16 protein-coding genes are annotated in these 21864 nt (G+C 37.1%); 13 read left to right on the forward strand and 3 right to left on the reverse strand.

From position 1 onward, the window contains the following. Positions 1-84: 84 nt before the first annotated feature. Positions 85-618, forward strand: a complete 534-nt coding sequence (locus AB3H93_RS02750; RefSeq protein WP_010719696.1) for a DUF402 domain-containing protein — start codon at positions 85-87, stop codon at positions 616-618. 128 nt (positions 619-746) lie between these two features. On the opposite strand, the gene AB3H93_RS02755 is transcribed toward AB3H93_RS02750, so the two are convergent. Beyond that, the gene (locus tag AB3H93_RS02755; protein ID WP_010719695.1) at positions 747-1181 is read right to left on the reverse strand and encodes a GNAT family N-acetyltransferase; all 435 of its coding nucleotides are present in this window, start codon (positions 1179-1181) and stop codon (positions 747-749) included. Between the two features lie 172 nt (positions 1182-1353). Here AB3H93_RS02755 and AB3H93_RS02760 point away from each other — a divergent pair, with 172 nt between their 5' ends. From AB3H93_RS02760 to AB3H93_RS02785, 6 genes are all read left to right on the forward strand, one after another. Then, positions 1354-2445: an AI-2E family transporter gene (locus tag AB3H93_RS02760; RefSeq protein ID WP_223603381.1), complete on the forward strand. Its 1092-nt coding sequence runs from the start codon at positions 1354-1356 to the stop codon at positions 2443-2445. A gap of 151 nt (positions 2446-2596) precedes the next feature. Then, positions 2597-3973 (forward strand): hemolysin family protein, encoded by a 1377-nt coding sequence (locus AB3H93_RS02765; RefSeq protein WP_368020083.1) that lies wholly within the window; start codon positions 2597-2599, stop codon positions 3971-3973. Positions 3974-4606: 633 nt separating this feature from the next. After that, on the forward strand, positions 4607-8950 hold the full coding sequence (locus tag AB3H93_RS02770; protein ID WP_368020084.1) for a polysaccharide lyase family 8 super-sandwich domain-containing protein: 4344 nt from the start codon (positions 4607-4609) through the stop codon (positions 8948-8950). Positions 8951-9280: 330 nt separating this feature from the next. Continuing rightward, positions 9281-10861 (forward strand): peptide chain release factor 3, encoded by a 1581-nt coding sequence (locus AB3H93_RS02775; RefSeq protein ID WP_368020085.1) that lies wholly within the window; start codon positions 9281-9283, stop codon positions 10859-10861. 80 nt (positions 10862-10941) lie between these two features. After that, positions 10942-12042 (forward strand): non-hydrolyzing UDP-N-acetylglucosamine 2-epimerase, encoded by a 1101-nt coding sequence (wecB, locus tag AB3H93_RS02780; RefSeq protein WP_368020086.1) that lies wholly within the window; start codon positions 10942-10944, stop codon positions 12040-12042. Positions 12043-12190: 148 nt separating this feature from the next. Beyond that, positions 12191-12364 (forward strand): hypothetical protein, encoded by a 174-nt coding sequence (locus AB3H93_RS02785; RefSeq protein WP_010719688.1) that lies wholly within the window; start codon positions 12191-12193, stop codon positions 12362-12364. A gap of 99 nt (positions 12365-12463) precedes the next feature. On the opposite strand, the gene AB3H93_RS02790 is transcribed toward AB3H93_RS02785, so the two are convergent. Together AB3H93_RS02790 and AB3H93_RS02795 are read right to left on the reverse strand one after the other, a co-directional pair. Beyond that, positions 12464-12784, reverse strand: a complete 321-nt coding sequence (locus AB3H93_RS02790) for a DUF1827 family protein (RefSeq protein WP_010719687.1) — start codon at positions 12782-12784, stop codon at positions 12464-12466. A gap of 203 nt (positions 12785-12987) precedes the next feature. After that, positions 12988-15225, reverse strand: coding sequence for an ATP-dependent Clp protease ATP-binding subunit (locus AB3H93_RS02795; RefSeq protein WP_034867873.1), 2238 nt, complete (start codon positions 15223-15225; stop codon positions 12988-12990). A 553-nt stretch (positions 15226-15778) separates the two neighbouring features. On the opposite strand from AB3H93_RS02795, the gene AB3H93_RS02800 reads away from it, so the two are divergent. From AB3H93_RS02800 to AB3H93_RS02825, 6 genes are all read left to right on the forward strand, one after another. Then, the gene (locus AB3H93_RS02800; protein ID WP_010719685.1) at positions 15779-16045 is read left to right on the forward strand and encodes a phosphocarrier protein HPr; all 267 of its coding nucleotides are present in this window, start codon (positions 15779-15781) and stop codon (positions 16043-16045) included. Next, entirely contained in the window at positions 16045-17772 is a 1728-nt protein-coding gene (ptsP, locus tag AB3H93_RS02805; RefSeq protein WP_010719684.1) for a phosphoenolpyruvate--protein phosphotransferase, read from the forward strand. Before AB3H93_RS02800 ends, ptsP begins: the two co-directional genes overlap by 1 nt. Positions 17773-17945: 173 nt before the next feature. Then, the gene (locus tag AB3H93_RS02810; protein ID WP_014834761.1) at positions 17946-18989 is read left to right on the forward strand and encodes a glycosyltransferase; all 1044 of its coding nucleotides are present in this window, start codon (positions 17946-17948) and stop codon (positions 18987-18989) included. A 17-nt stretch (positions 18990-19006) separates the two neighbouring features. Continuing rightward, entirely contained in the window at positions 19007-20230 is a 1224-nt protein-coding gene (locus AB3H93_RS02815; RefSeq protein WP_010719682.1) for a glycosyltransferase family 4 protein, read from the forward strand. A gap of 89 nt (positions 20231-20319) precedes the next feature. After that, complete coding sequence (locus tag AB3H93_RS02820) at positions 20320-21207, forward strand: NAD(P)-dependent oxidoreductase (RefSeq protein WP_010738140.1); 888 nt, start codon at positions 20320-20322, stop codon at positions 21205-21207. A gap of 86 nt (positions 21208-21293) precedes the next feature. Continuing rightward, on the forward strand, positions 21294-21524 hold the full coding sequence (locus AB3H93_RS02825; RefSeq protein ID WP_010719680.1) for a YkuJ family protein: 231 nt from the start codon (positions 21294-21296) through the stop codon (positions 21522-21524). The last annotated feature ends 340 nt before the right edge of the window (positions 21525-21864 follow it).

The following is a 21864-nucleotide window of genomic DNA, read 5'->3' on the forward strand; positions in this document are numbered from 1 at the left end:
TTTTTTATTGATATAATAATTACGATGTCGGTGTAATGAACACCCAAACACAAAGCATGAGATGCTGCGTAAGGAAGGGTTGCTATGGGAGTCCCAAAAGAAGGTGAGTTTGTAACGATTCAAAGTTACAAACATGACGGCAAATTGCATCGAACGTGGCGTGATACCATGGTATTAAAAACAAGTGAGCATTCGATGATCGGTGTCAATGATCATACTCTAGTTACAGAGTCTGATGGACGTCGTTGGGTGACTCGAGAACCAGCAATTGTGTATTTTCACAAAAAGTACTGGTTCAATGTAATAGCAATGATTCGAGAAAAGGGGGTTTCCTATTATTGTAATCTAGCTTCACCTTTTTTGCTGGACGATGAGGCATTGAAGTATATTGATTATGATTTAGATATCAAAGTTTTTCCTGATGGAGAGAAACGATTACTAGATGTCGATGAATATGAGATGCATAGCCAAATGATGAATTATCCGAATGATATCGACTTCATCCTAAAAGAAAACGTGAAGATCTTGGTTGACTGGATCAATAATGGTGAGGGCCCTTTCTCCGAAGGCTATATTGATATTTGGTATAACCGTTACAAGCAATTGTCGCGCAAGTAAACAAAAAAAAGCAGTAAGCGCAAAAGTTTTGCGCTTACTGCTTTTTTGCTATGGGTTCTTCAACATAGACACTGATGATGGAAGAAAAAGGACAAGGGATGATCCTTGCTTTGATAGCCTGTCAATAATTAAAAGACTTTTTTCATTGCGATATGAGCAATACCAGCATCTTCAAATGGTTCTCCATAAGCAGTGAATCCTAATTTTTTATAGAAATTCTCAGCTGTTGCTTGGGCGCCTAGCAAAATCGTATTATATCCTTGACTTTTGGCGAAAGCTTCAGCTTCAGCTACTAAAATTTGACCTAATCCTTGATGACGATAATCTGCAAGAATCGCCATTCGTTGTAACTTCATTTTTCCATTTTCTAATGGTAATAGCCGAACAGTCCCACAAGGTAGATTTTGGTCTGAATAAAGAACAAAGTGGATGCAATGTGCTTCATTTTGATCAATTTCTCTAGTTATAGGAACGCCTTGTTCTTTGACAAAAACTTGGTTTCTAATACGAACGGCATCAAGGTAAATATCACTTAATGTATCTTTTGTTTGAACGACTTTCATCCGAAACCCACCTTTCATTCGTTTAGTATACTGTAAAGAAAATAAAATGAAAAGTGGATAAAAAAACAAATAGCAGTAAGAATAAAAGAAATTTTCACACAAATAATATATACTAGTAAAAAAGACGAAAGGAGGAAGTATATTGTTTGAAAAATTGAAACAATCAAAATTGATGTTTTGGTCTTGCGAATTACTCATTATCGCCACGTTGATCTTGGTTTCTTCAAAAATCAATTTTATCTTTCAACCAATTGGAACGTTTTTCTCAACATTATTCGCGCCAGTCTTGATTGCTGGATTTTTGTATTATTTGTTGAATCCTATTGTCAAACTATTGATGAAGATCAAAATCAAACGCATTTGGGCGGTAGCAATCGTATTACTTTTGCTTGTCGCAGCGATTATCTGGATTTTGCTCAGCGTGATTCCTAGCTTGATCCAACAAATTTCATCCATCGCATCGAATATTCCTGACTTTATTAGTCGTGTAGAGACTTGGTTAAATAATATGGCCCAACTACCGATCTTCAAAGAAGTAGATATCAATCATTATTTGAATCAATTAGATATTTCTTATGCTAAGATTATCCAACAGTTCCTCAGCGGGATTTCAAACAGCTTAGGATCGCTTGTCGGTACGATCGCTTCTGCTACAATCGTGATCATCACAGCTCCATTTATTTTGTTTTATATGTTGAAAGATGGAGAAAAAATGGTTCCGACAGTCAAGAAATTCTTTCCTGAAAAGAGAAGAGATCAAATTGTTGAATTACTTGGTCAATTGAACAAAACATTAGCTAACTACATTAGTGGTCAAGCGATTGAATGTCTTTTTGTCGGAACATTTACTTTTTTGGGGTATCTGATTCTAGGGGTCAATTATGCCTTTTTATTTGGCGTCATCGCTGGTTTGACTAATTTGATTCCTTATCTAGGTCCTTACCTAGGCTTAGCTCCAGCATTTTTAGTGACAGTATTCAATGATCCTGTTAAAGCACTGCTTTGTTGTGTCGTTGTCTTGATCGTTCAACAATTGGATGGAAATGTGATTTATCCAAATGTCATCGGAAAATCATTAAAAATCCATCCGCTAACGATCATCATTGTGTTATTAGTAGCAGGAAACATTGCTGGTTTGATCGGGATTTTCTTAGGTGTACCGTTTTATGCCATTTGTAAGACGATTATTTCTTATGTCATCAAAATTGTTAAAGAAGACCAGCAAAATGAAAAAAAGAAAAAAATTGCAACGACATTGGAATAACGTATCAGCAATTCCGACTAATTGCTTCATAGTTGTTTTTATTGCAAAGAAAAATTCTTTGTGATAACATTTTAGCGTGGCTATCTTTATAGTCACGCTTTTTTTCTATCGTAAACAAAAAAATTAAAAAATATAAGGAGAGAATGCGATTATGAATGCTGACCCTGAGAGTCAGTCGCTGTTAGCGCAAATTTTATTACTGATCATTTTAACTTTGATCAATGCTTTTTTAGCTGCTTCCGAGATTGCTGTTGTTTCGATCAACAAAAATCGAGTCGAGCAAAAAGCGGAAGAAGGAGATGTTAAATCTCAAAAGCTTTTAAAAATATTGCAGAACCCAAATAACTTTCTGTCAACGATCCAGGTAGGAATCACATTAGTCAATATCCTATCCGGTGCTTCGTTAGCCAATACATTATCAGAAAAATTAGCACCATTATTAGGTGGTAGTGTAGCAGCAAGAAATATTGCCAATATTATTGTTTTAGCTATTTTGACCTACGTATCGATTGTTTTTGGTGAATTGTATCCTAAACGAATCGCCTTGAACAAATCAGAAGAAGTAGCCAACTTTACTTCAGGAATCATCCGTCTGATCGGTGTGGTTGCCAAACCTTTCGTCTGGTTATTATCTGCATCGACTAGTTTACTAGCTCGTGTCACACCAATGACTTTTGATGATGAAGATTCAAAAATGACGAGAGATGAAATGCGGTATATGTTGGAAACTGAAGGTGTACTTGATAATGAAGAGTTAGAAATGCTGCAAGGTGTTTTTTCTTTAGATACCAAAGTAGCTAGGGAAGTAATGGTTCCTCGAACAGATGCTTTTATGATCGATATCAATGACTCCGTTGAAGAGAATGTCAATGAAGTTTTATCAGAAAATTATTCAAGGATTCCGGTCTATAATGAAGACAAAGACAAAGTTGTTGGGATTCTTCATACGAAAAACTTATTGAAAGCTGCTCATAAATTTGGCTTTGAAAATTTAAATATTCAAAAAATCATGCAAGAACCTTTATTTGTACCAGAGACAATATTCATTGATGATCTCTTGTACGAAATGAAAAAAACTCAAAACCAGATGGCTATTTTACTGGATGAATATGGTGGAGTCGTTGGTTTAGCGACTTTAGAAGATTTACTAGAAGAAATCGTCGGTGAAATTGATGATGAATCAGATGAAGTCGAAAAATTATATGAAAAGGTTGCTGAACATGAATACGTGATCCAAGGACGAATGTTGATCGATGAGTTCAACGAAGTATTTGACAGTAACTTGCACATGAGCGATGTCGATACGATGGCAGGCTATTTAATCACTGCTTTGGGCATGATCCCTGATGAGGGAGAAAAATTATCGTTTGATGTAGACAACATTACCTTGACTTCTGAAGAAATGGAAGGTTCTAGAATTTTAAAAATTCGCGTGGTGTTCCATGATCCTAAAGAAGAAATTGTGGAACCAGATGAGGAACGTCGTTTATTTTATAAAGATTTTGATGAAAATGAGCCGAGAAGATAAGATATGTTTCATCCTTGCACAGAAGAGATTTTGTGCAAGGATGTTTTTTTCTTTTTTTCAAAGTTGATACGTAAATCAGTGTGGTTCCCTAGGTTGAGGGGTAGTCAGAAGCAAGAGAGGCAGAGCTTTACCCTTTTGTAAAGATTACTAAAACATACAATAAGATCCTATCTCCCAGTTAACTTATACATAATATAACCAGTATATTTAAATGTTTTGTTGGTTGACAATAAATTTTTGCTAGAGTATTATGAAAACGCAAACACAAGTTTCATGTGACTAGGTTATACTAGGCATGGAAAACACGTACGGAGTCTTCCGTCGTTTTTTCATGCCTATTTTTTTATATGTTTAAGTGAATCAGTGAGGAGGTGGGGAAAATGTAAAGTAGTGTTTTTAGTAGAAAGACAGATTTTAAATATTTTACGAATAAGCAGATATGAGCGATTCTTCCAATGATTTATCTCAATTGAAACTAAAAAACTAAGAACGAATATTAGGTAGTTTTCTCAAGTAAAAGTAGTATGTACAAAAGTTGCAAAGAATGGATAAAAAATTGATGATCATTCATTTTGCCTCACGACTTAAAATTTTTTATCGACTATTCTATTTAACTAAAGGAGGAATTTTTTAATGAAGAAGGCAATCATTTTTGCTTTAACAGGATTGGCGCTTGTTGTTACATCTTTTTACAATCCAATCGTTTGTGCTGAAGATACTGAAGATTTTTTGTTTCAAAAGAATGTTACCTATTCAGGAGTAGAAGGTGGGAAACAAGGAGATAATTGGAAATATCCGCAATTTGTAGGTGAAAAAGCGGTTGATGGGGATGTATCGACGAGATGGTCAGCGGATAAAACAGATAATCAGTGGCTGACTGTTGATATTGGAGAAGAAAAAACAATTGGTCAGGTGGTTTTACACTTTCATGCGGAGAGTCCAGAATATGAGGTATTAGTTTCTAACGACAATCAAAATTATCAATCCATCTATAAGGAGGAGCGTGGAAGTGGCGGGAAAGAAGCAAAAAAATATATTGAAGTAGCGAATGTAACAGCTCGATATATTAAATACCAACAACTAAAAATGTGGAAGCACACGAATGGTCAATATTATGGTTCGAGCATTATTTCAATGGAAGCTTATCGTCAAGCACGTTTACCTGATGGGATAAAGTTTTCGATTGATTCAGCCGAAATCAGCGAGAAAAGATCCAAACAATTAACTTACATATTAACACCAACAGGCGTCCAAGTTCCTGAAAAACAAATTGAGTGGAGCAGTAGTGATCCTAGTATTGTCAATGTAGACAGTCAAGGAAGAATGAAAGCACTCAAAACCGGAGAAGCAAAGGTGACTGTGAGAATCAAAAATACGGATTTAAGTGATACGATTCCAGTTACGGTTATTCAAGAAAAAGCAGAGTATCGTGAAATGCGTGAGAAATGGAAAGCACGCTTGCTAGGATCTAAAGAAGATCATGAAGAATTTGATCAGGATTCGGACGTAAAAAAATATCGAGCGAGAATAGCCAAAGATAGTTTAGAATTATGGCAAACACTTAATAAGTCAGAAAATAGAACTTATTTGTGGGAGAAAAAAAGTTCAGACACACTATCAGCAGACTACACCACTCAATTTACCAACATCAAAAAATTGACATTAGGTTATTATGATCCTTCGAGTTCATTACATAAGAATCAAGAGGTTTTTACGCAAATTTTGAAAGCAATTGATTTTATGATTGAAACCAAAAACTACAATGGAACTTACTGGAGTGGAAATTGGTGGGATTGGCAAATTGGATCAGCACAGCCATTAACAGATACACTGATTTTATTACATGATGATTTAATCGAAAAAGATGATGCAATCTTAACTAAATTTGTTGAACCTTTAAACCACTATGCGCAAGATCCTAAAGTTCAATGGCCTAGCTATACGGCTACAGGAGCGAACTTAACAGATATATCTATTACCGTCTTAGGAACAGCCATTTTATTAGAAAATGATTCCCGAGTAGAGGCAGTTCAAAGCGCTGTTCCATCCGTTTTAAAAATGGTGACAGGAGGAGATGGCTTATATTCAGACGGCTCATTAATCCAACATAGTCATTTCCCATATAACGGAAGTTATGGAAATGAATTGCTGAAAGGCTTTGGACGGGTTCAAACGATTTTGCAAGGGACACATTGGGAAATCAAAGATGACAATATAAATAACTTGTTTCAAGTAACCGATAAAGGTTATTTACAATTGATGGTAAATGGAAAAATGCCCTCAATGGTATCAGGACGAAGTATTTCTAGAGCTCCTGGGACTAATCCCTTTACCTCTGAATTTGAATCTGGAAAGGAAACAATCGCCAATCTTACATTAGTAGCGAAATTTTCGCCAGAAATTTTACGCAAGAAAATTGATTCGTCTATTAAAGCATGGCTTGAGCATAGTAGTTATTTTTATGATTTTTTTGAAAACCCAAGAGACTTTGAAGCGTTGATTGATCTTAAGAAAATCATGAATGAGCCTTCGATAACTAGTAAAGAAGAGCAAAATCTCGTGAATATTTATGGTTCAATGGATCGGGTGTTTCAAAAAAACGAGAGTTATAGTCTCGGAATAAGTATGTACTCTAGTCGTATTGGAAATTATGAATATGGAAATACTGAAAATAAAAAAGGATGGCATACGGCTGATGGGATGGTTTATCTTTATAACGGTGACCTCGCTCAATTTGATGAAGGTTATTGGGTCACTATTGATTCTTATCGCTTACCAGGTACCACTATAGACACAAAAGTGTTAGCAGAAGGTGCTTCTACTGGTAAAAAGAGTCCTCAGTCTTGGGTGGGAGGATCGAATAATGGCAAAGTAGCTGCAGTCGGAATGTTTTTAGATAAGAAAAATGAAAATATGGATTTGGTAGCAAAGAAATCATGGTTTTTGTTAGAAGATAAATTGATTAATTTAGGCAGTGGAATCAGCGGAACAACGAATGCGACAATTGAGACGATCCTTGATAATCGAATGATGGATTCAAGTAACATGCAAATTATCCAAAAGAAAACAGCTGATTCTACTTGGATCAATCTTACTTCGACAAATCCACTCAATAATTTAGGTTACATTTTTCCAAATACCATGTCGAACGTTGACGTTCAAAAAGAAATTCGATCTGGCAAATATTTGGATATCAACGAATATTTTGTCAATGATCAATCATATACAAAAGAATTTGTAAAAATCATCAAAAATCATGGAAGTAACGCTCAAAATGATACTTATGAGTATTTGACTGTTGCTGGAAAGACAGCAGAAGAAATGGCAGAAATGGCGCAACATAAAAGCTATAATGTGTTAGCAAACACACCAGAAATCCAAGCGATTGAGACAAAAGACTATCTCATGTTGAATGCTTGGAGTGGAAATCAACAGGCAGCTTTTGTTCACGTATCTGAACCTGCATCCATTATTGCAGAAAAATTGAGTAATGATACTTATCGACTGTCAATTGCGAATCCTGTTCAAAATAATAAGGTGATTGAATTTTCGATTGAGAAAGAGATCATTGAGGTTATCGAAAAAGAGTCCGAAATTACCATGGATTCAGGAGCATTTCAATTTGATAGCAAAGGGTTAAAAGGAAGTTCGAGATCAATTACTATCAAAGTTCCTTCAGAAGTAGATAAAACGGCATTAGAAAAAATAGTCGAAGAAAATCAAAACCGAAACGAAAGCGACTATACAAAAGAAAGTTGGAAAGTCTTCACTAAGGCAATGGAATTAGCCCAAGCGGTGTTAACAGATCCAAAAGCAACGCAAGCCGAAGTAGACGATGCAGTTCAAGCAGTGAGAAAAGCCATCGAGCAACTGCAAGAAGTAACTAAGGTAGACAAAACAGCATTAGAAAAATTGGTCGAAGAAAACCAAAACCGAAACGAAAGCGACTATACAAAAGAAAGTTGGAAAGTCTTCACTAAGGCAATGGAATTAGCCCAAGCGGTGTTAACAGATCCAAGAGCAACGCAAGCCGAAGTAGATGAAGCAGTTCAAGCAGTGAGAAAAGCCATCGAGCAACTGCAAGAAGTAACTAAGGTAGACAAAACAGCATTAGAAAAAATAGTCGAAGAAAACCAAAACCGAAACGAAAGCGACTATACAAAAGAAAGTTGGAAAGTCTTCACTAAGGCAATGGAATTAGCCCAAGCGGTGTTAACAGATCCAAAAGCAACGCAAGCCGAAGTAGACGATGCAGTTCAAGCAGTGAGAAAAGCCATCGAGCAACTGCAAGAAGTAACTAAAGTAGACAAAACAGCATTAAAAAAATTGGTCGAAGAAAACCAAAGCCGAGTTGCAAGTAGTTATACAGCGGAAAGTTGGCAAGTGTTCCGTAAAGCGCTGGAAGCAGCGCAAGCAGTGTTAGCTGATTCAAATACTACGCAAGCTGAAGTAGACGAAGCAATCCAAGCAGTGAATAAAGCCATCGAGCAACTGCAAGAAGTAACTAAAGTAGACAAAACAGCATTAAAAAAATTGGTTGAAGAAAACCAAAACCGAGTTGCAAGTGGTTATACGGCAGAAAGTTGGCAAGTGTTCCGCAAAGCGCTAGAAGCAGCGCAAGCAGTGTTAGCTGATCCAAATACTACGCAAGCTGAAGTCGAACTAGTGATGAACGATTTGGTGCAGGCCATCGAACAATTAGAGAATAAAGAAACTGCATCATCCTCTGAGGAAGATAAAAACATCAATAATAAAGCAGAGCAAGGTAAAAATACACAAGAGGGCAACAATGAAATAGGTAAATCTTCTATTAGTGAGGAGACTGGTAAGGAAGGTTTATTACCAAAAACAGGTGAAAAAAATAACCAAGTTATTCAAAAATTAGGATATACAATTTTATTAGTGGTATTCGTTAGCTTGTTCCTATTGAAAGGTCGAAAGGAATCTAAGAGGAGTCAAAATAAATTAGGCAAGTAATCTGATGAAAAACACAAGGTAAAATAAATAATCATTTGTCTGTAGATGATTGAAATAGACAGTTGAACTTGGAACAAAAGCCTGTTCCAAGTTCAACTTTTTTCGTTTAATCTGTTTTCAGTTGTTATAGTAGCAGGAAAAGCTTTATTTTCTCTTATTGAAAAAGTCGTTTATATGATATTCAACAGAGAAAGAGAGAAGACTCATAACAAGTGTTTATTTTTTGATAGTTTCCATGATATACTTGGTAAGTTGAGATAGCTAGTTCGATCATTCCTCGAACAGGATGACGAATAAGATGATAATGATGTAACAGAAATGGAGTAAAACATGAATAACCCTAACTTAAAACAACAAGTAGATAACCGACGCACGTTTGCGATTATTTCCCATCCGGATGCTGGTAAAACAACGATTACTGAACAATTACTTTTATTTGGTGGCGCAATACGTCAGGCAGGAACTGTCAAAGGGAAAAAGACTGGTAACTTTGCAAAATCTGACTGGATGGAAATTGAGAAGCAACGTGGAATCTCAGTTACCAGTTCTGTGATGCAGTTTGATTATCATGGTAAAAGAGTCAATATCTTAGATACCCCAGGGCATGAAGATTTTTCTGAAGATACGTATCGGACATTGATGGCTGTCGATAGTGCGGTTATGGTCATCGATAGTGCCAAAGGGATTGAAGCTCAAACAAAAAAATTATTCCAAGTCGTTAAAAAAAGAGGAATCCCTATTTTTACCTTTATCAATAAGTTAGATCGAGATGGTCGCGAACCATTAGAACTTTTAGAAGAATTGGAAGAGTTGCTCGATATCGAGTCTTATCCAATGAATTGGCCGATTGGTATGGGGAAAGGCTTAGAAGGACTCTATGATATCCACCATAATCGTATTGAGTTTTATCGTCCAGAAAACTATAATGATGAGCGCCTTGTTGCCTTGGATGAAGAAGGATTGCTGCCAGAAGGCCATCCTTTGACGGAAAATTCATTGTATGAACAAGTTCTTGAAGAAGTAGAATTGTTGAAAGAAGCAGGAGATTCTTTTAATGAAGAAAAAATTGCTCGGGGAGATCAGACACCGGTCTTCTTTGGTTCAGCGTTAACAAATTTTGGTGTGCAAACATTTTTAGAAACCTTCGTGGAATTAGCCCCTTCACCTTACGGACATCAAACACAATCAGGACAAGAAGTTAGCCCTTATGAAGAAGAATTTTCAGGTTTTGTCTTTAAGATCCAAGCCAATATGAATCCAGCTCACCGAGATCGGATTGCTTTTGTGCGAATCTGTTCTGGAACTTTTGAACGTGGGATGGATGTTCAATTAGAACGAACAGGTAAAAAATTGAAGTTAAGTAATGTGACGCAGTTTATGGCTGACTCAAGAGAGAATGTCGAGAATGCTGTAGCAGGGGATATTATCGGGGTCTATGATACAGGAAATTATCAAATTGGCGATACTCTTTATGAAGGAAAATTGAAGGTGGCGTATGAAGAGTTACCATCCTTTACTCCGGAATTATTTATGAAAGTCACTGCTAAAAATGTGATGAAACAAAAATCATTCCATAAAGGTATCTATCAGTTAGTCCAAGAAGGTGCGATCCAACTCTATAAAACTTATTTGACGGAAGAATACGTCATTGGCGCAGTTGGACAACTTCAATTTGAAGTATTCCAATACCGGATGCTAAATGAATACAATGCAGAAGTGATCATGTCGCCTATGGGTCATAAGATTGCCCGTTGGATCGAGCCCGAAGATTTAGATGAGAAGATGAGTTCTAGTCGTAATATCTTGGCACGTGACCGTTTTGATCAGCCATTATTCTTGTTCGAAAACCAATTTGCTGAACGTTGGTTTGCTGACAAGTACCCAAATGTCAAATTAAAAAGTTTAATGTAAAGCGCTCATCACATGGTGGTGCTTTGGGAGTACTATGAAAATAGCCGGGAGAGAATAACTAAATAATCCGGAGGAATTTAATGATGATTAAAGTAATGTCGATCTTTGGAACACGTCCAGAAGCAATAAAAATGGCACCTTTGATCAAAGCGCTGGAAAAAGATGAGCGCTTTGAATCAATCGTGACGGTTACAGGCCAGCACCGTGAAATGTTAGACCAAGTGTTAGAAGTGTTTGAAATTACTCCTGATCACGATCTAGATGTGATGAGTGTCAATCAAACACTCACCGCTATTACAACGAAAGTTCTTTTATCATTAGAACCAATCTTACAAGCAGAACAGCCTGATATCGTCTTAGTTCATGGAGATACGACCACAACATTTGCTGCAGCGACCGCAGCATTTTATCAACAAATTAAAGTCGGACATGTCGAAGCAGGATTACGAACTTGGAACAAATGGTCACCGTTTCCTGAAGAAATCAATCGGCAAGCCACAGATGTTTTAGCGGATCTCTACTTTGCGCCAACCAATGAAAGTGCTGATAATCTTAGAAGAGAGCACCACGATGAAGCAAACATCTTCGTTACTGGCAATACGGCGATCGATGCGATGAGGTACACGATCGTGGCGGATCAAAAAAGCGATCATCTTTCGAGCAGCTCCACTAAACAATTATTAGTAACAATGCATCGACGTGAGAACCTAGGCGAGCCAATGGCGAACGTTTTTCAAGCATTAGGAAGGATTGCTGAAGAATTTTCTGATGTATCCATTATTTTTCCGATGCATAAAAATCCTAAAGTACGAGAATTAGCTGATACTATTTTAGGACAATATGAGAATGTTCAGCTGATCGAACCATTAGATGTCATTGATTTTCACAATTGTGCAGCCAAAAGTTATCTTATATTAACTGATTCAGGCGGAGTTCAAGAAGAGGCACCTTCTTTAGGTATTCCGGTTCTTGTCTTACGTGATACCACTGAACGACCGGAAGGTGTAAAAGCCGGAACTTTAAAACTCGTTGGTACAGACGAAGAGACAGTTTATGACGAGACAAAACAATTGTTAACTGATGTAAAGGCTTATGAAAAGATGGCGCAAGCAAAAAATCCTTATGGAGATGGTTACGCAAGTCAACGAATCTTAGAGGCTATCGCAGCCTCATTTCATTGATTACAGGTTACCAAAAAAGCAAAAAAAACTTTCCAACAATTTTGGTGGAAAGTTTTTTTTATTTTAAAGAAAAAATTGGTAAATTCTTTGAAATAAAATGAATTAAAATAAAGATGTGTACATATAAAAAGAAAAAAGGGGGAGTTGGATGGAAACACTGGAGCAACGAAAACAACGTAAAGCAAGAAAAAAGTTAGAAATGCAGCGTTTATGCAGGCTGTTAGATGTTGAAGGTTGGGAGCATAATGAATCGATCGTTAACGAAGTAAGAGCAATCGTTCGGCTAGGAAAAACACCAAAAAAAGAAACCAATCAATCTTAGAAGATCCAGCTCTATAAATGAGCTGGATCAAGGATAAAATCAAACATTATCCTTCGATCCTTCTAAAAAAGGTTTCTTTTTTTTGTTTATTTGTAATCATCACATTGCAACCTCAGTGTGGGGATGATGTTTCGGAATCGAGATTTCAACTAAGTCATCTAATTCAATTACTTGGATTTCGTTTTCTTGATATAGGGCGTCATGGATTTTATTGAGGAAGTACGTTTTGACTTCTTCAATTTCTTTGGGTTGTATTTTTCGTTTTTCATTAATCAGTAAAATCTCGTTATGTTCCGGTGCTTCAGTGTAAACAATCATTGTATTGCCTGCAGTGTAAACCTTCACCATATGAGCATCTGTATTTTCCAATTGGTTTAAAACCAAACGTGAATGACTATTCGTTACATTGACAAATTTCATGGCGCTCACCTCTTTTATGTAGATTTTAGATACAACTTAATTTCATTATAGTTTTTTTCTAATGAAAAGAACAGTATTTTGCTTTTTGTCAAAAAACAATCAAAAATCCGCTTTGAGCAATGAAGCACCCGTGAGAAAAGCTGTCGCTTTTTCATGGGTGCTTCATTTTTTATCAGTCGCAAAGCGAAGTTTTTGTCAGATGTTTAGTTTGTTGGCTCGTTTGTCGTTTCTTTGACTAAACGTTCTGGTTTAGAAGTGATCACAATTTTTTCTTCTTTATCCAATTTTGCTTTTAGTTCATGGATTGAAGGATGGTCTAAATAAAATTCAGCAATTCCATCTTCGATTTGTTCTTGGATCGTTCGACGAAGAGGGCGTGCGCCCATTGCTGGGTCATAGCCTAAGTCAACAAGTTTTTCTTTGACATTTGTCGGCACTTCGATATGCAGTTGTTGTGCTGCTAACATTTCATTGACTTCATCTAGCATCAAGGTAACGATGGTCATTAAGTTTTCTTTTGATAGCGCACTAAATTCGATGATTCCATCGAAACGGTTCAAGAATTCAGGTGTGAAGTAATTGTTTAGTTGGTTTAAAACAGAACGAGTAACCCCTTCACGAGCTGCTCCAAAACCGACATTTGCTTCGACTTTACCTGTACCAGCATTACTTGTCATAATGATGATCGTATCTTTAAAGCTTACTGTCCGACCTTGTGCGTCAGTCAAACGGCCATCATCCAAAATTTGGAGGAACATGTGTAACACATCAGGATGTGCTTTTTCCACTTCATCCAATAAAATCAAGCTATAAGGATTACGACGTACTTTTTCAGTAAGTTGACCTGCCTCTTCATAGCCCACATAGCCAGGAGGAGAACCAATCAATTTAGATACACTGTGTTTTTCCATGTATTCAGACATATCAAAACGAATCATTGAATCTTCGGAACCGAATAATTCAAATGCCAGTTGCTTGGCTAATTCAGTTTTGCCGACACCAGTTGGACCTACGAATAAAAATGATCCGATAGGGCGGTTTTTCTTGCTCAAGCCAACCCGATTACGACGAATAGCTTTTGCCACACGATCTACAGCATCGTCTTGTCCAATCACATGTGCTTTTAGATCAGTCGCAAGATTCTTCAATTGTGTTTGCTCTTTTTCTTTTAGATCGCCAACGGGGATGCCCGTACGTTCTTCCACAATTTTTTCCATATCTTTTTCTGTGATAACAGGCGTTTCTTCATCTGTTAATTGACGTTCTTTCATCTTTTCTAATTTACTGATTTGGTCACGATAATAAGCGGCTTTCTCAAAGTCTTCTTCTTTAGAAGCTTGGATTTTTTGTTCCTGTGCTTCTTCAAGTTTTTTATCGATGGTTTTAGGATCAACGATTTGAATCGTTAAGTTTTTCTTTGAGCCAGTTTCATCAAGCAAGTCAATCGCTTTATCTGGTAAGAAACGATCTTGAACATAACGATTTGAGAGAATAGCTGCAGCTTCGATTGCTTCATCGGTATATTTGACGTGATGGTAGTCTTCGTAGCGTTTTTGCAATCCTTTTAAGATACTGATTGTTTCCTCAACAGAAGGTTCAACGACCCGAACCGGTTGCATCCGTCTTTCTAAAGCTGCATCTTTCTCGATGATGCGGTATTCATTTAATGTAGTGGCACCAACCATTTGTAGTTCGCCACGAGCTAGAGCTGGTTTTAAAATATTTCCCGCATCCATGTTCCCATCACCGGCAGAACCAGCACCGACAATTTCATGGACTTCATCAATGAATAATATGACATTTTCAGCCTGCTTAATTTCTTCGATCAATTTTTGCATCCGTTCTTCAAATTGTCCACGGATACCAGTTCCTTGAACCAAAGAAACCACATCTAAACGAATCACTTCTTTATCCATTAATTTTTGCGGCACATCGCCATCTACGATTTTTTGTGCAAGTCCTTCAACTACGGCAGTTTTACCAACACCAGGCTCACCGATTAATACCGGATTGTTTTTTGTTCGACGGTTTAAAATCTCGATTACACGTTTGATTTCATCATCACGGCCGATCACAGGATCAATGTCACCTTGACGAGCTTGTTCGGTGATGTTGATTCCGTATTCTCCTAAAAGACCTTCGGAATTTCCTTGTTGCGGTGGTTGACCGCCGTTAAAGTTGTTGTTACCACCGAATTGGGTTGGAGGAGTTTGTTCATAGTTTCCTTGCTGTTGCATTTGGCGGGACATGGAGCGGAATAAGTCGTCCAAGCTGCCAAAACCAAAAGGATCATTTTGAGCCATACTAGTCAGACCTCCATTTTGTTGATTTTTAATTTTTTGATAGCAACTTTGGCAGTAATCAAGTTGCGTTCTCTGTCCGTTTACTGTTGCATATAAGTGGATCGTTGCTTCATTTTTCCCACAATTTTGACAAAGCATAAATGATTCACGTCCTTTCACATGATTCACATGTTTCCATTCTATTTTACAACGCGTGACTATGAAGGTAAAAGAATAACCCTCATTTACTCAAAAGTTGAAAAGGCAAAAAATGTTATTGACCATTATTGACCTTTGGCTATAATTATACTAAATTTTAGGACGCGTGCAAGTATTTAGTTTTTCAAAATAAATGAAGAAATGAATAAGTCGTTCTTCGATAAAAATGATAAATAGAAGGAGATATTTCGCTTGGCAGAGTCTAGTTTTGTTTGCTTCTTTACTGAGGGATCAGTAAAGAGAATCAAAGCTACTAAAAAAAGAAGTGAGGTAGAATGAATACGGTTGTTATCCTATGTATTCGTATTTTTAAAAGTAGTGCTAATTATTTTCCACACTTTTAGTTGAATTTAAATGAAAACTGTTGTATCTATCGGGAAAAAATGGTAATCTTTACAAATGAAAGGGTACTACTTATTAGTGTTCTTAGTAAACTGCTAAAAAAGAAAACCCTCACATAAAAACAACACTCACTTAAAGGAGACCGATTAATATGGAAAAGAAAGAATTTCACGTAGTAGCAGAAACTGGAATCCACGCACGTCCAGCTACATTATTAGTACAAACAGCAAGCAAATTTAACTCTGATGTAAACTTAGAGTATAAAGGTAAATCAGTAAACTTGAAATCTATCATGGGCGTTATGTCTTTAGGTGTAGGTCAAGGTTCTGACGTTACAATCACAGCTGAAGGTGCTGACGAAGCAGACGCAATGGCAGCTATCGTTGATACAATGAAGAAAGAAGGATTATCTGAATAATGGTTGAAATGCTAAAAGGGATTGCCGCTAGTGACGGCGTTGCCGTTGCAAAAGCTTACCTGCTAGTTCAACCGGATTTAACATTCAGTAAGACAACAGTAGAAGATACAGCAGCTGAAGCATCTCGTTTAGATGATGCTTTAGCAAAATCTACTGAAGAATTGCAACAAATTCGTGAAAAAGCAGCGCAAAGCTTAGGTGAAGCAGAAGCGCAAGTATTTGACGCACACTTGATGGTTCTGTCTGATCCAGAAATGGTTGGTCAAATTAAACAAAACATTAATGATAACAGCGTAAACGCTGAATCAGCATTAAAAGAAGTAACTGATATGTATATCAGTATGTTCGAAGCTATGGAAGACAACGCTTATATGCAAGAACGTGCGGCTGATATCCGCGACGTTGCGAAACGTATTTTAGCGCATTTACTAGGTGTGACATTACCAAATCCATCAATGATTAACGAAGAAGTAGTTGTTGTTGCTCATGATTTGACACCAAGTGATACTGCTCAATTAGATCGCAATTTTGTTAAAGCGTTTGTAACTGACATCGGCGGACGTACTTCACACTCAGCGATCATGGCACGTTCTTTAGAAATCCCAGCGATCGTAGGTACAAAAGAAATCACTGCTAAAGTCAAAGAAGGCGACATGTTAGCTGTTAACGGGATTGAAGGCGATGTAATCGTTGATCCTACAGCTGAACAAAAAGCTGAATTTGAAAAAATCGGTGCTGAATACGCTGCTCAAAAAGCAGAATGGGAAAAATTAAAAAATGCTGAAACTGTTACTGCTGATGGCAAACATTTTGAATTAGCAGCAAATATTGGTACACCAAAAGATTTAGTTGGTGTTCATAATAACGGCGGGGAAGCGGTTGGTCTTTACCGTACAGAATTCTTGTACATGGATTCTCCTGATTTCCCAACTGAAGATGACCAATATGAAGCATATAAAGCAGTTCTTGAAGGTATGGAAGGTAAACCGGTTGTCGTGCGTACGATGGATATCGGTGGCGATAAAGAATTACCTTACTTACAATTGCCTCATGAAATGAACCCATTCTTAGGCTATCGTGCATTACGAATCAGCTTGTCAGAACAAGGTGACGAAATGTTCCGTACGCAAATGCGCGCATTATTACGTGCATCTGTTCATGGAAACTTACGTATCATGTTCCCAATGGTAGCGACTCTTAAAGAATTCCGTGCTGCAAAAGCAATCTTTGAAGACGAAAAACAAAAATTATTGAATGAAGGCGTGGAAGTATCTGATACGATCCAAGTCGGCATCATGATCGAAATTCCAGCAGCAGCTGTCTTAGCTGACAAGTTTGCTAAGGAAGTTGACTTCTTCTCAGTAGGAACGAATGACTTGATTCAATACACTATGGCAGCTGACCGTATGAACGAACGTGTTTCATACTTGTATCAACCTTACAACCCATCAATCTTACGTTTGATTAAAAACGTGATCGATGCAGCGCATGCTGAAGGTAAATGGGCTGGTATGTGTGGCGAAATGGCTGGGGATCAAACCGCAGTTCCGCTACTTGTAGGTATGGGATTAGATGAATTCTCAATGAGTGCAACATCAATCTTGAAAACACGTAGTTTAATGAAACGTTTAGATACAACGAAGATGGCTGAACTTGCTGATCGTGCTTTGAAAGAATGTGACACGATGGAAGAAGTCGTTGAACTTGTAAATGAATACGTAAAATAATAATACGAGTAAAAGCTGGTACAGCGATAGTAGCTGTATCAGCTTTTTACAATGGGATTTTTACATATAGGTAAAAATAAGGAATGAAAAATAGAGTTATTTTAAAATAGGGCTTAAGTTTGAGTGACAGGTTCAGCGCTATGTTATACTATATAAATGAAGGAGGACGTAAGGTGAAGGTATTATTATATTTTGAAAGTGAAAAAATACTTGCGAAATCTGGTATTGGACGAGCGCTTGACCACCAAAAACGTGCTCTAAAAGAAATGGGGATTCCCTACACGCTAGATAGTAAAGATGACTATGATATTCTACACATCAATACATATGGTATCAATAGTCACAATATGGTCAATAAAGCAAGAAAAGACGGCAAGAAGATCGTCTATCATGCTCACTCAACAGAGGAAGATTTTCGTAACTCATTTATTGGCTCTAATCAATTATCGCCATTAGTAAAAAAATATTTAGTGGGATTATATCAAAAGGCGGATTATCTCATCACACCTACGCCATATTCTAAAAGATTACTGGAAAGTTACGGCATAGATTTACCGATCCAATCGATATCAAATGGGATTGATCTAAAAAAATATCAACCAGATCCAATCAAAGAACAAAAATTTCGCGACTATTTCAAATTATCACCAGATCAGAAAGTGATTATCTGTGTTGGCCTTTTTTTTGCTCGTAAAGGGATCATTGATTTTGTAGAAATTGCAAAAAAACTCCCAGAATATACATTTATTTGGTTTGGACATGTACCTATGTATTCGATCCCAAAAAATATCCGACAGATTGTGAAAGAAGAACACCCAGATAATGTGATCTTTCCAGGATATATTCGGGGAGAAATTATTGAGGGTGCATACTCAGGCGCTGACCTTTTTTTCTTCCCATCTTATGAAGAAACAGAAGGAATTGTAGTATTAGAGGCACTAGCAAGTAAGCAAAATGTTCTTGTACGAGACATTCCAGTCTATGATGGCTGGTTAGAAGATAAAAAAAATTGTTACATGGGTCGCTCTAATGAAGAATTTACCGTATTGATCAAAAAGATCGTGGAAGAAGAAGTTCCTAGTCTAGTGGCAGCTGGATATCAGACTGCCCAAGCACGAAGTATTGAGAAAATTGGTGAGCAACTGAAACTAGTGTATACACAAGTGTTAGAAGAAGCAGATTCTTCCATAAATGAAAGACAAAATAATAAAGGGTAGTTTGGAGGCAAAAAATCATGAAAATTGGCTTTTTTACCGATACCTATTTTCCGCAGGTAAGCGGAGTTGCTACATCGATCAAAACCTTAAAAAATGAACTAGAAAAACATGGACATGAAGTCTATATTTTTACGACAACCGATCCAAATGCTGATAAAATAGAAAAAGACGTCATTCGTATGCCGAGTGTTCCATTCGTTTCCTTTAAAGATCGGCGAATAGTGGTACGAGGTATGTGGTACGCTTATTTAGTAGCGAAGGAACTTGAATTAGAACTGATTCATACTCATACAGAATTTGGTGCAGGGATTTTAGGTAAAATGGTAGCTAAAAAGCTGAAAATACCATTGATCCATACGTATCATACGATGTATGAAGATTATCTACACTATATTGCTAAAGGCAAAGTGATACGTCAATCTCATGTCAGATATCTCTCCCGCTTATTTGTTAACCATACAACAGGAGTTGTCTGTCCCAGTGAACGAGTAATTGATACATTAAGAAGTTATGGTGTTGTCGCACCACTTCGAGTGATTCCTACAGGGATCGATATTGAGAAATTTAAAAGGGAAGGAATCACGCAAAAAGCTATCAAAGAAATCAGAGGATCGCTGAATATCAAAGATGATGAGTTAATGATCTTATCTTTAAGTCGTATCTCTTATGAAAAAAATATTCAAGCATTGGTCCAGGGGTTTCCCCAAGTTCTAAAAGCGTATCCCAATGCACGAATGGTGATCGTTGGCAAAGGGCCTTACCTTGAAGAGTTGCAAGAGCTAATCAACGAACTAGCATTGGATGAATTTGTCCAATTTACTGGAGAAGTCGATAACGAAGATGTGGCATTGTATTATAAAGCAGCTGATTACTTTGTTAGTGCCTCAACTTCAGAAACACAAGGTTTAACTTATACGGAAGCAATGGCTTCAGGGACACCTTGTGTAATTGAGGGAAATGCTTATCTTAATCGTTTGTTTGATCATCCCTCCCTTGGGAAAACATTTGAAACCGATGAGGATTTCGCACCAGCACTTATTGATTATATAAAAAGTGAAGTCCCTCGTGACCAAAAAGTATTGGAATCAAAATTATATGATATTTCCTCTACGCACTTTGGCGAAGCGATGATTGAATTTTATGAAGATATGATTATCTATCATGAAAAAGAAATGCAACGAAAAGAAGAAGAGGCATCCATCGAAAGAATAAAAATCAAATTAAATTCATTTAAACGATAAATTTAGGTATTTATCCTAAAAAAATCTTTGTTTCTGGCGTATACTTAGCATAGAGACAAAGATTTTTTGATTTTTAGGAGGTCACGAATATGAAATTAGGTTTTATCGGGACAGGAGTCATGGGACGCGCAATCACTGAGCATCTTATGAACGCAGGACATGAAGTAACTGTCTATAATCGAACAAAAGCAAAAACGGATGAGCTAGTCAAAAAGGGAGCCATTTGGGCTGAAACACCTAAAGATGTCACTAAAAATAGTGAGATCATCTTTTCGATGGTTGGTTATCCCCAAGATGTAGAAGAAATTTACTATGGCGAAAATGGGATCTTTGCAACGGATGTCCAAGATCGAATTTTGGTTGATCTAACAACTAGTACCCCAACGCTTGCAGAAAAAATTGCAAAAACAGCCACAGAAAAAGGTGCAGCTGCTTTAGATGCACCAGTTTCAGGTGGAGATCTGGGTGCGAAGAATGCCACTTTGACAATCATGGTTGGTGGTGAAAAAAGTGTCTATGAAAAAGTTTTACCTTTGTTTCAAGTGATGGGATCTACTTTTACTTTACATGGGACAGCAGGGAAAGGACAACATGCGAAAATGGCAAATCAAATCATGATTGCAGGGACTATGACAGGCATGACCGAGTTACTTGCTTATGCTTCAAAAGCAGGACTTGACTTTGAAAAAGTCATTGAAACAGTCTCAGGAGGCAGTGCTGCAAACTGGTCATTAAGTAATTATGCTCCTCGTATTTTAAAAGAGGATTATACGCCAGGATTTTTTGTTAAACATTTTATTAAAGATTTGAAAATTGCGCTAGATGAAGCAGATAAAATGGCATTGAAGTTACCAGCGACAACGCAAGCTTTAAAATTATATGAACAATTAGCAGATCAGGGATTTGAAAATGACGGTACTCAAGCATTGATTAAGCTTTGGTGGCCTGAAGGAAAGAACCCAGAAAAAAAATCTTAAAAAACTCGCTTTTTTTGGAGAAAATCAATGCAAGTCGTCTGTGCTTTTGTTACAATATAACAGAAATAAGAAAAGGAGGACCTCCGATGGCACATTCACAATTAGTTGCAATCATTAAACGACTGGAGGCAATGGTCGAATCAGCAGATAATGAACTGCAAGTCCGTCGTTTTGAAAAAGAGGGCGTTGAAAAATGTACAGTTACTTATGACAAAGCAACTGAAACATTTGAATTAACTGAAACAGATTCACATCAACAATATGAATTTGACAATATCGATATCGTTGCAATGGAAATTTATGACTTGATCCAATAAAAGATCATGAAAGAAGCGTTCAGCTCTGAGCAACCAAGAGAGGATTTTTTAGAAAATCTTCTCTTGGTGCTTTAGAGCTGCTTTTTTTATGGCTTAATGGATCAGGCTTCGTTCGTAAGAAGTCTTCTTGAAGTGACCAGGATGGGCGTGTTCTATCCACAAGCGTACGTATCAGCAAGAGATTGCTCCGATGAACAGGTGAAAGCGTGTGGCGCCTATTTTTCCTTAGATTTTTTTCGGCTAGTGAGGAGATTAGGGGAATAATTGGTTAAATGGATAAAACAACGAAAAGAAACCGTGAACTGTAGACCAATGTTTGGTAGTTCAAGGTTTCTTTTTA

The organism is Enterococcus sp. C74 (assembly GCF_040887125.1).
Taxonomy (GTDB): domain Bacteria; phylum Bacillota; class Bacilli; order Lactobacillales; family Enterococcaceae; genus Enterococcus_B; species Enterococcus_B hirae.

Excerpts from the sequence above, each read along its gene's own strand:
- AB3H93_RS02755 (WP_010719695.1), bottom strand. The coding sequence starts at position 1,181 with ATGAAAGTCGTTCAAACAAAAGATACATTAAGTGATATTTACCTTGAT.
- AB3H93_RS02775 (WP_368020085.1), top strand. The coding sequence starts at position 9,281 with ATGAATAACCCTAACTTAAAACAACAAGTAGATAACCGACGCACGTTT.
- AB3H93_RS02750 (WP_010719696.1), top strand. The coding sequence starts at position 85 with ATGGGAGTCCCAAAAGAAGGTGAGTTTGTAACGATTCAAAGTTACAAA.
- AB3H93_RS02790 (WP_010719687.1), bottom strand. The coding sequence starts at position 12,784 with ATGAAATTTGTCAATGTAACGAATAGTCATTCACGTTTGGTTTTAAAC.
- AB3H93_RS02760 (WP_223603381.1), top strand. The coding sequence starts at position 1,354 with ATGTTTTGGTCTTGCGAATTACTCATTATCGCCACGTTGATCTTGGTT.
- AB3H93_RS02820 (WP_010738140.1), top strand. The coding sequence starts at position 20,320 with ATGAAATTAGGTTTTATCGGGACAGGAGTCATGGGACGCGCAATCACT.
- ptsP (WP_010719684.1), top strand. The coding sequence starts at position 16,045 with ATGGTTGAAATGCTAAAAGGGATTGCCGCTAGTGACGGCGTTGCCGTT.
- AB3H93_RS02800 (WP_010719685.1), top strand. The coding sequence starts at position 15,779 with ATGGAAAAGAAAGAATTTCACGTAGTAGCAGAAACTGGAATCCACGCA.
- AB3H93_RS02815 (WP_010719682.1), top strand. The coding sequence starts at position 19,007 with ATGAAAATTGGCTTTTTTACCGATACCTATTTTCCGCAGGTAAGCGGA.
- AB3H93_RS02825 (WP_010719680.1), top strand. The coding sequence starts at position 21,294 with ATGGCACATTCACAATTAGTTGCAATCATTAAACGACTGGAGGCAATG.
- AB3H93_RS02785 (WP_010719688.1), top strand. The coding sequence starts at position 12,191 with ATGGAAACACTGGAGCAACGAAAACAACGTAAAGCAAGAAAAAAGTTA.
- AB3H93_RS02765 (WP_368020083.1), top strand. The coding sequence starts at position 2,597 with ATGAATGCTGACCCTGAGAGTCAGTCGCTGTTAGCGCAAATTTTATTA.
- AB3H93_RS02795 (WP_034867873.1), bottom strand. The coding sequence starts at position 15,225 with ATGCTTTGTCAAAATTGTGGGAAAAATGAAGCAACGATCCACTTATAT.
- wecB (WP_368020086.1), top strand. The coding sequence starts at position 10,942 with ATGATGATTAAAGTAATGTCGATCTTTGGAACACGTCCAGAAGCAATA.
- AB3H93_RS02770 (WP_368020084.1), top strand. The coding sequence starts at position 4,607 with ATGAAGAAGGCAATCATTTTTGCTTTAACAGGATTGGCGCTTGTTGTT.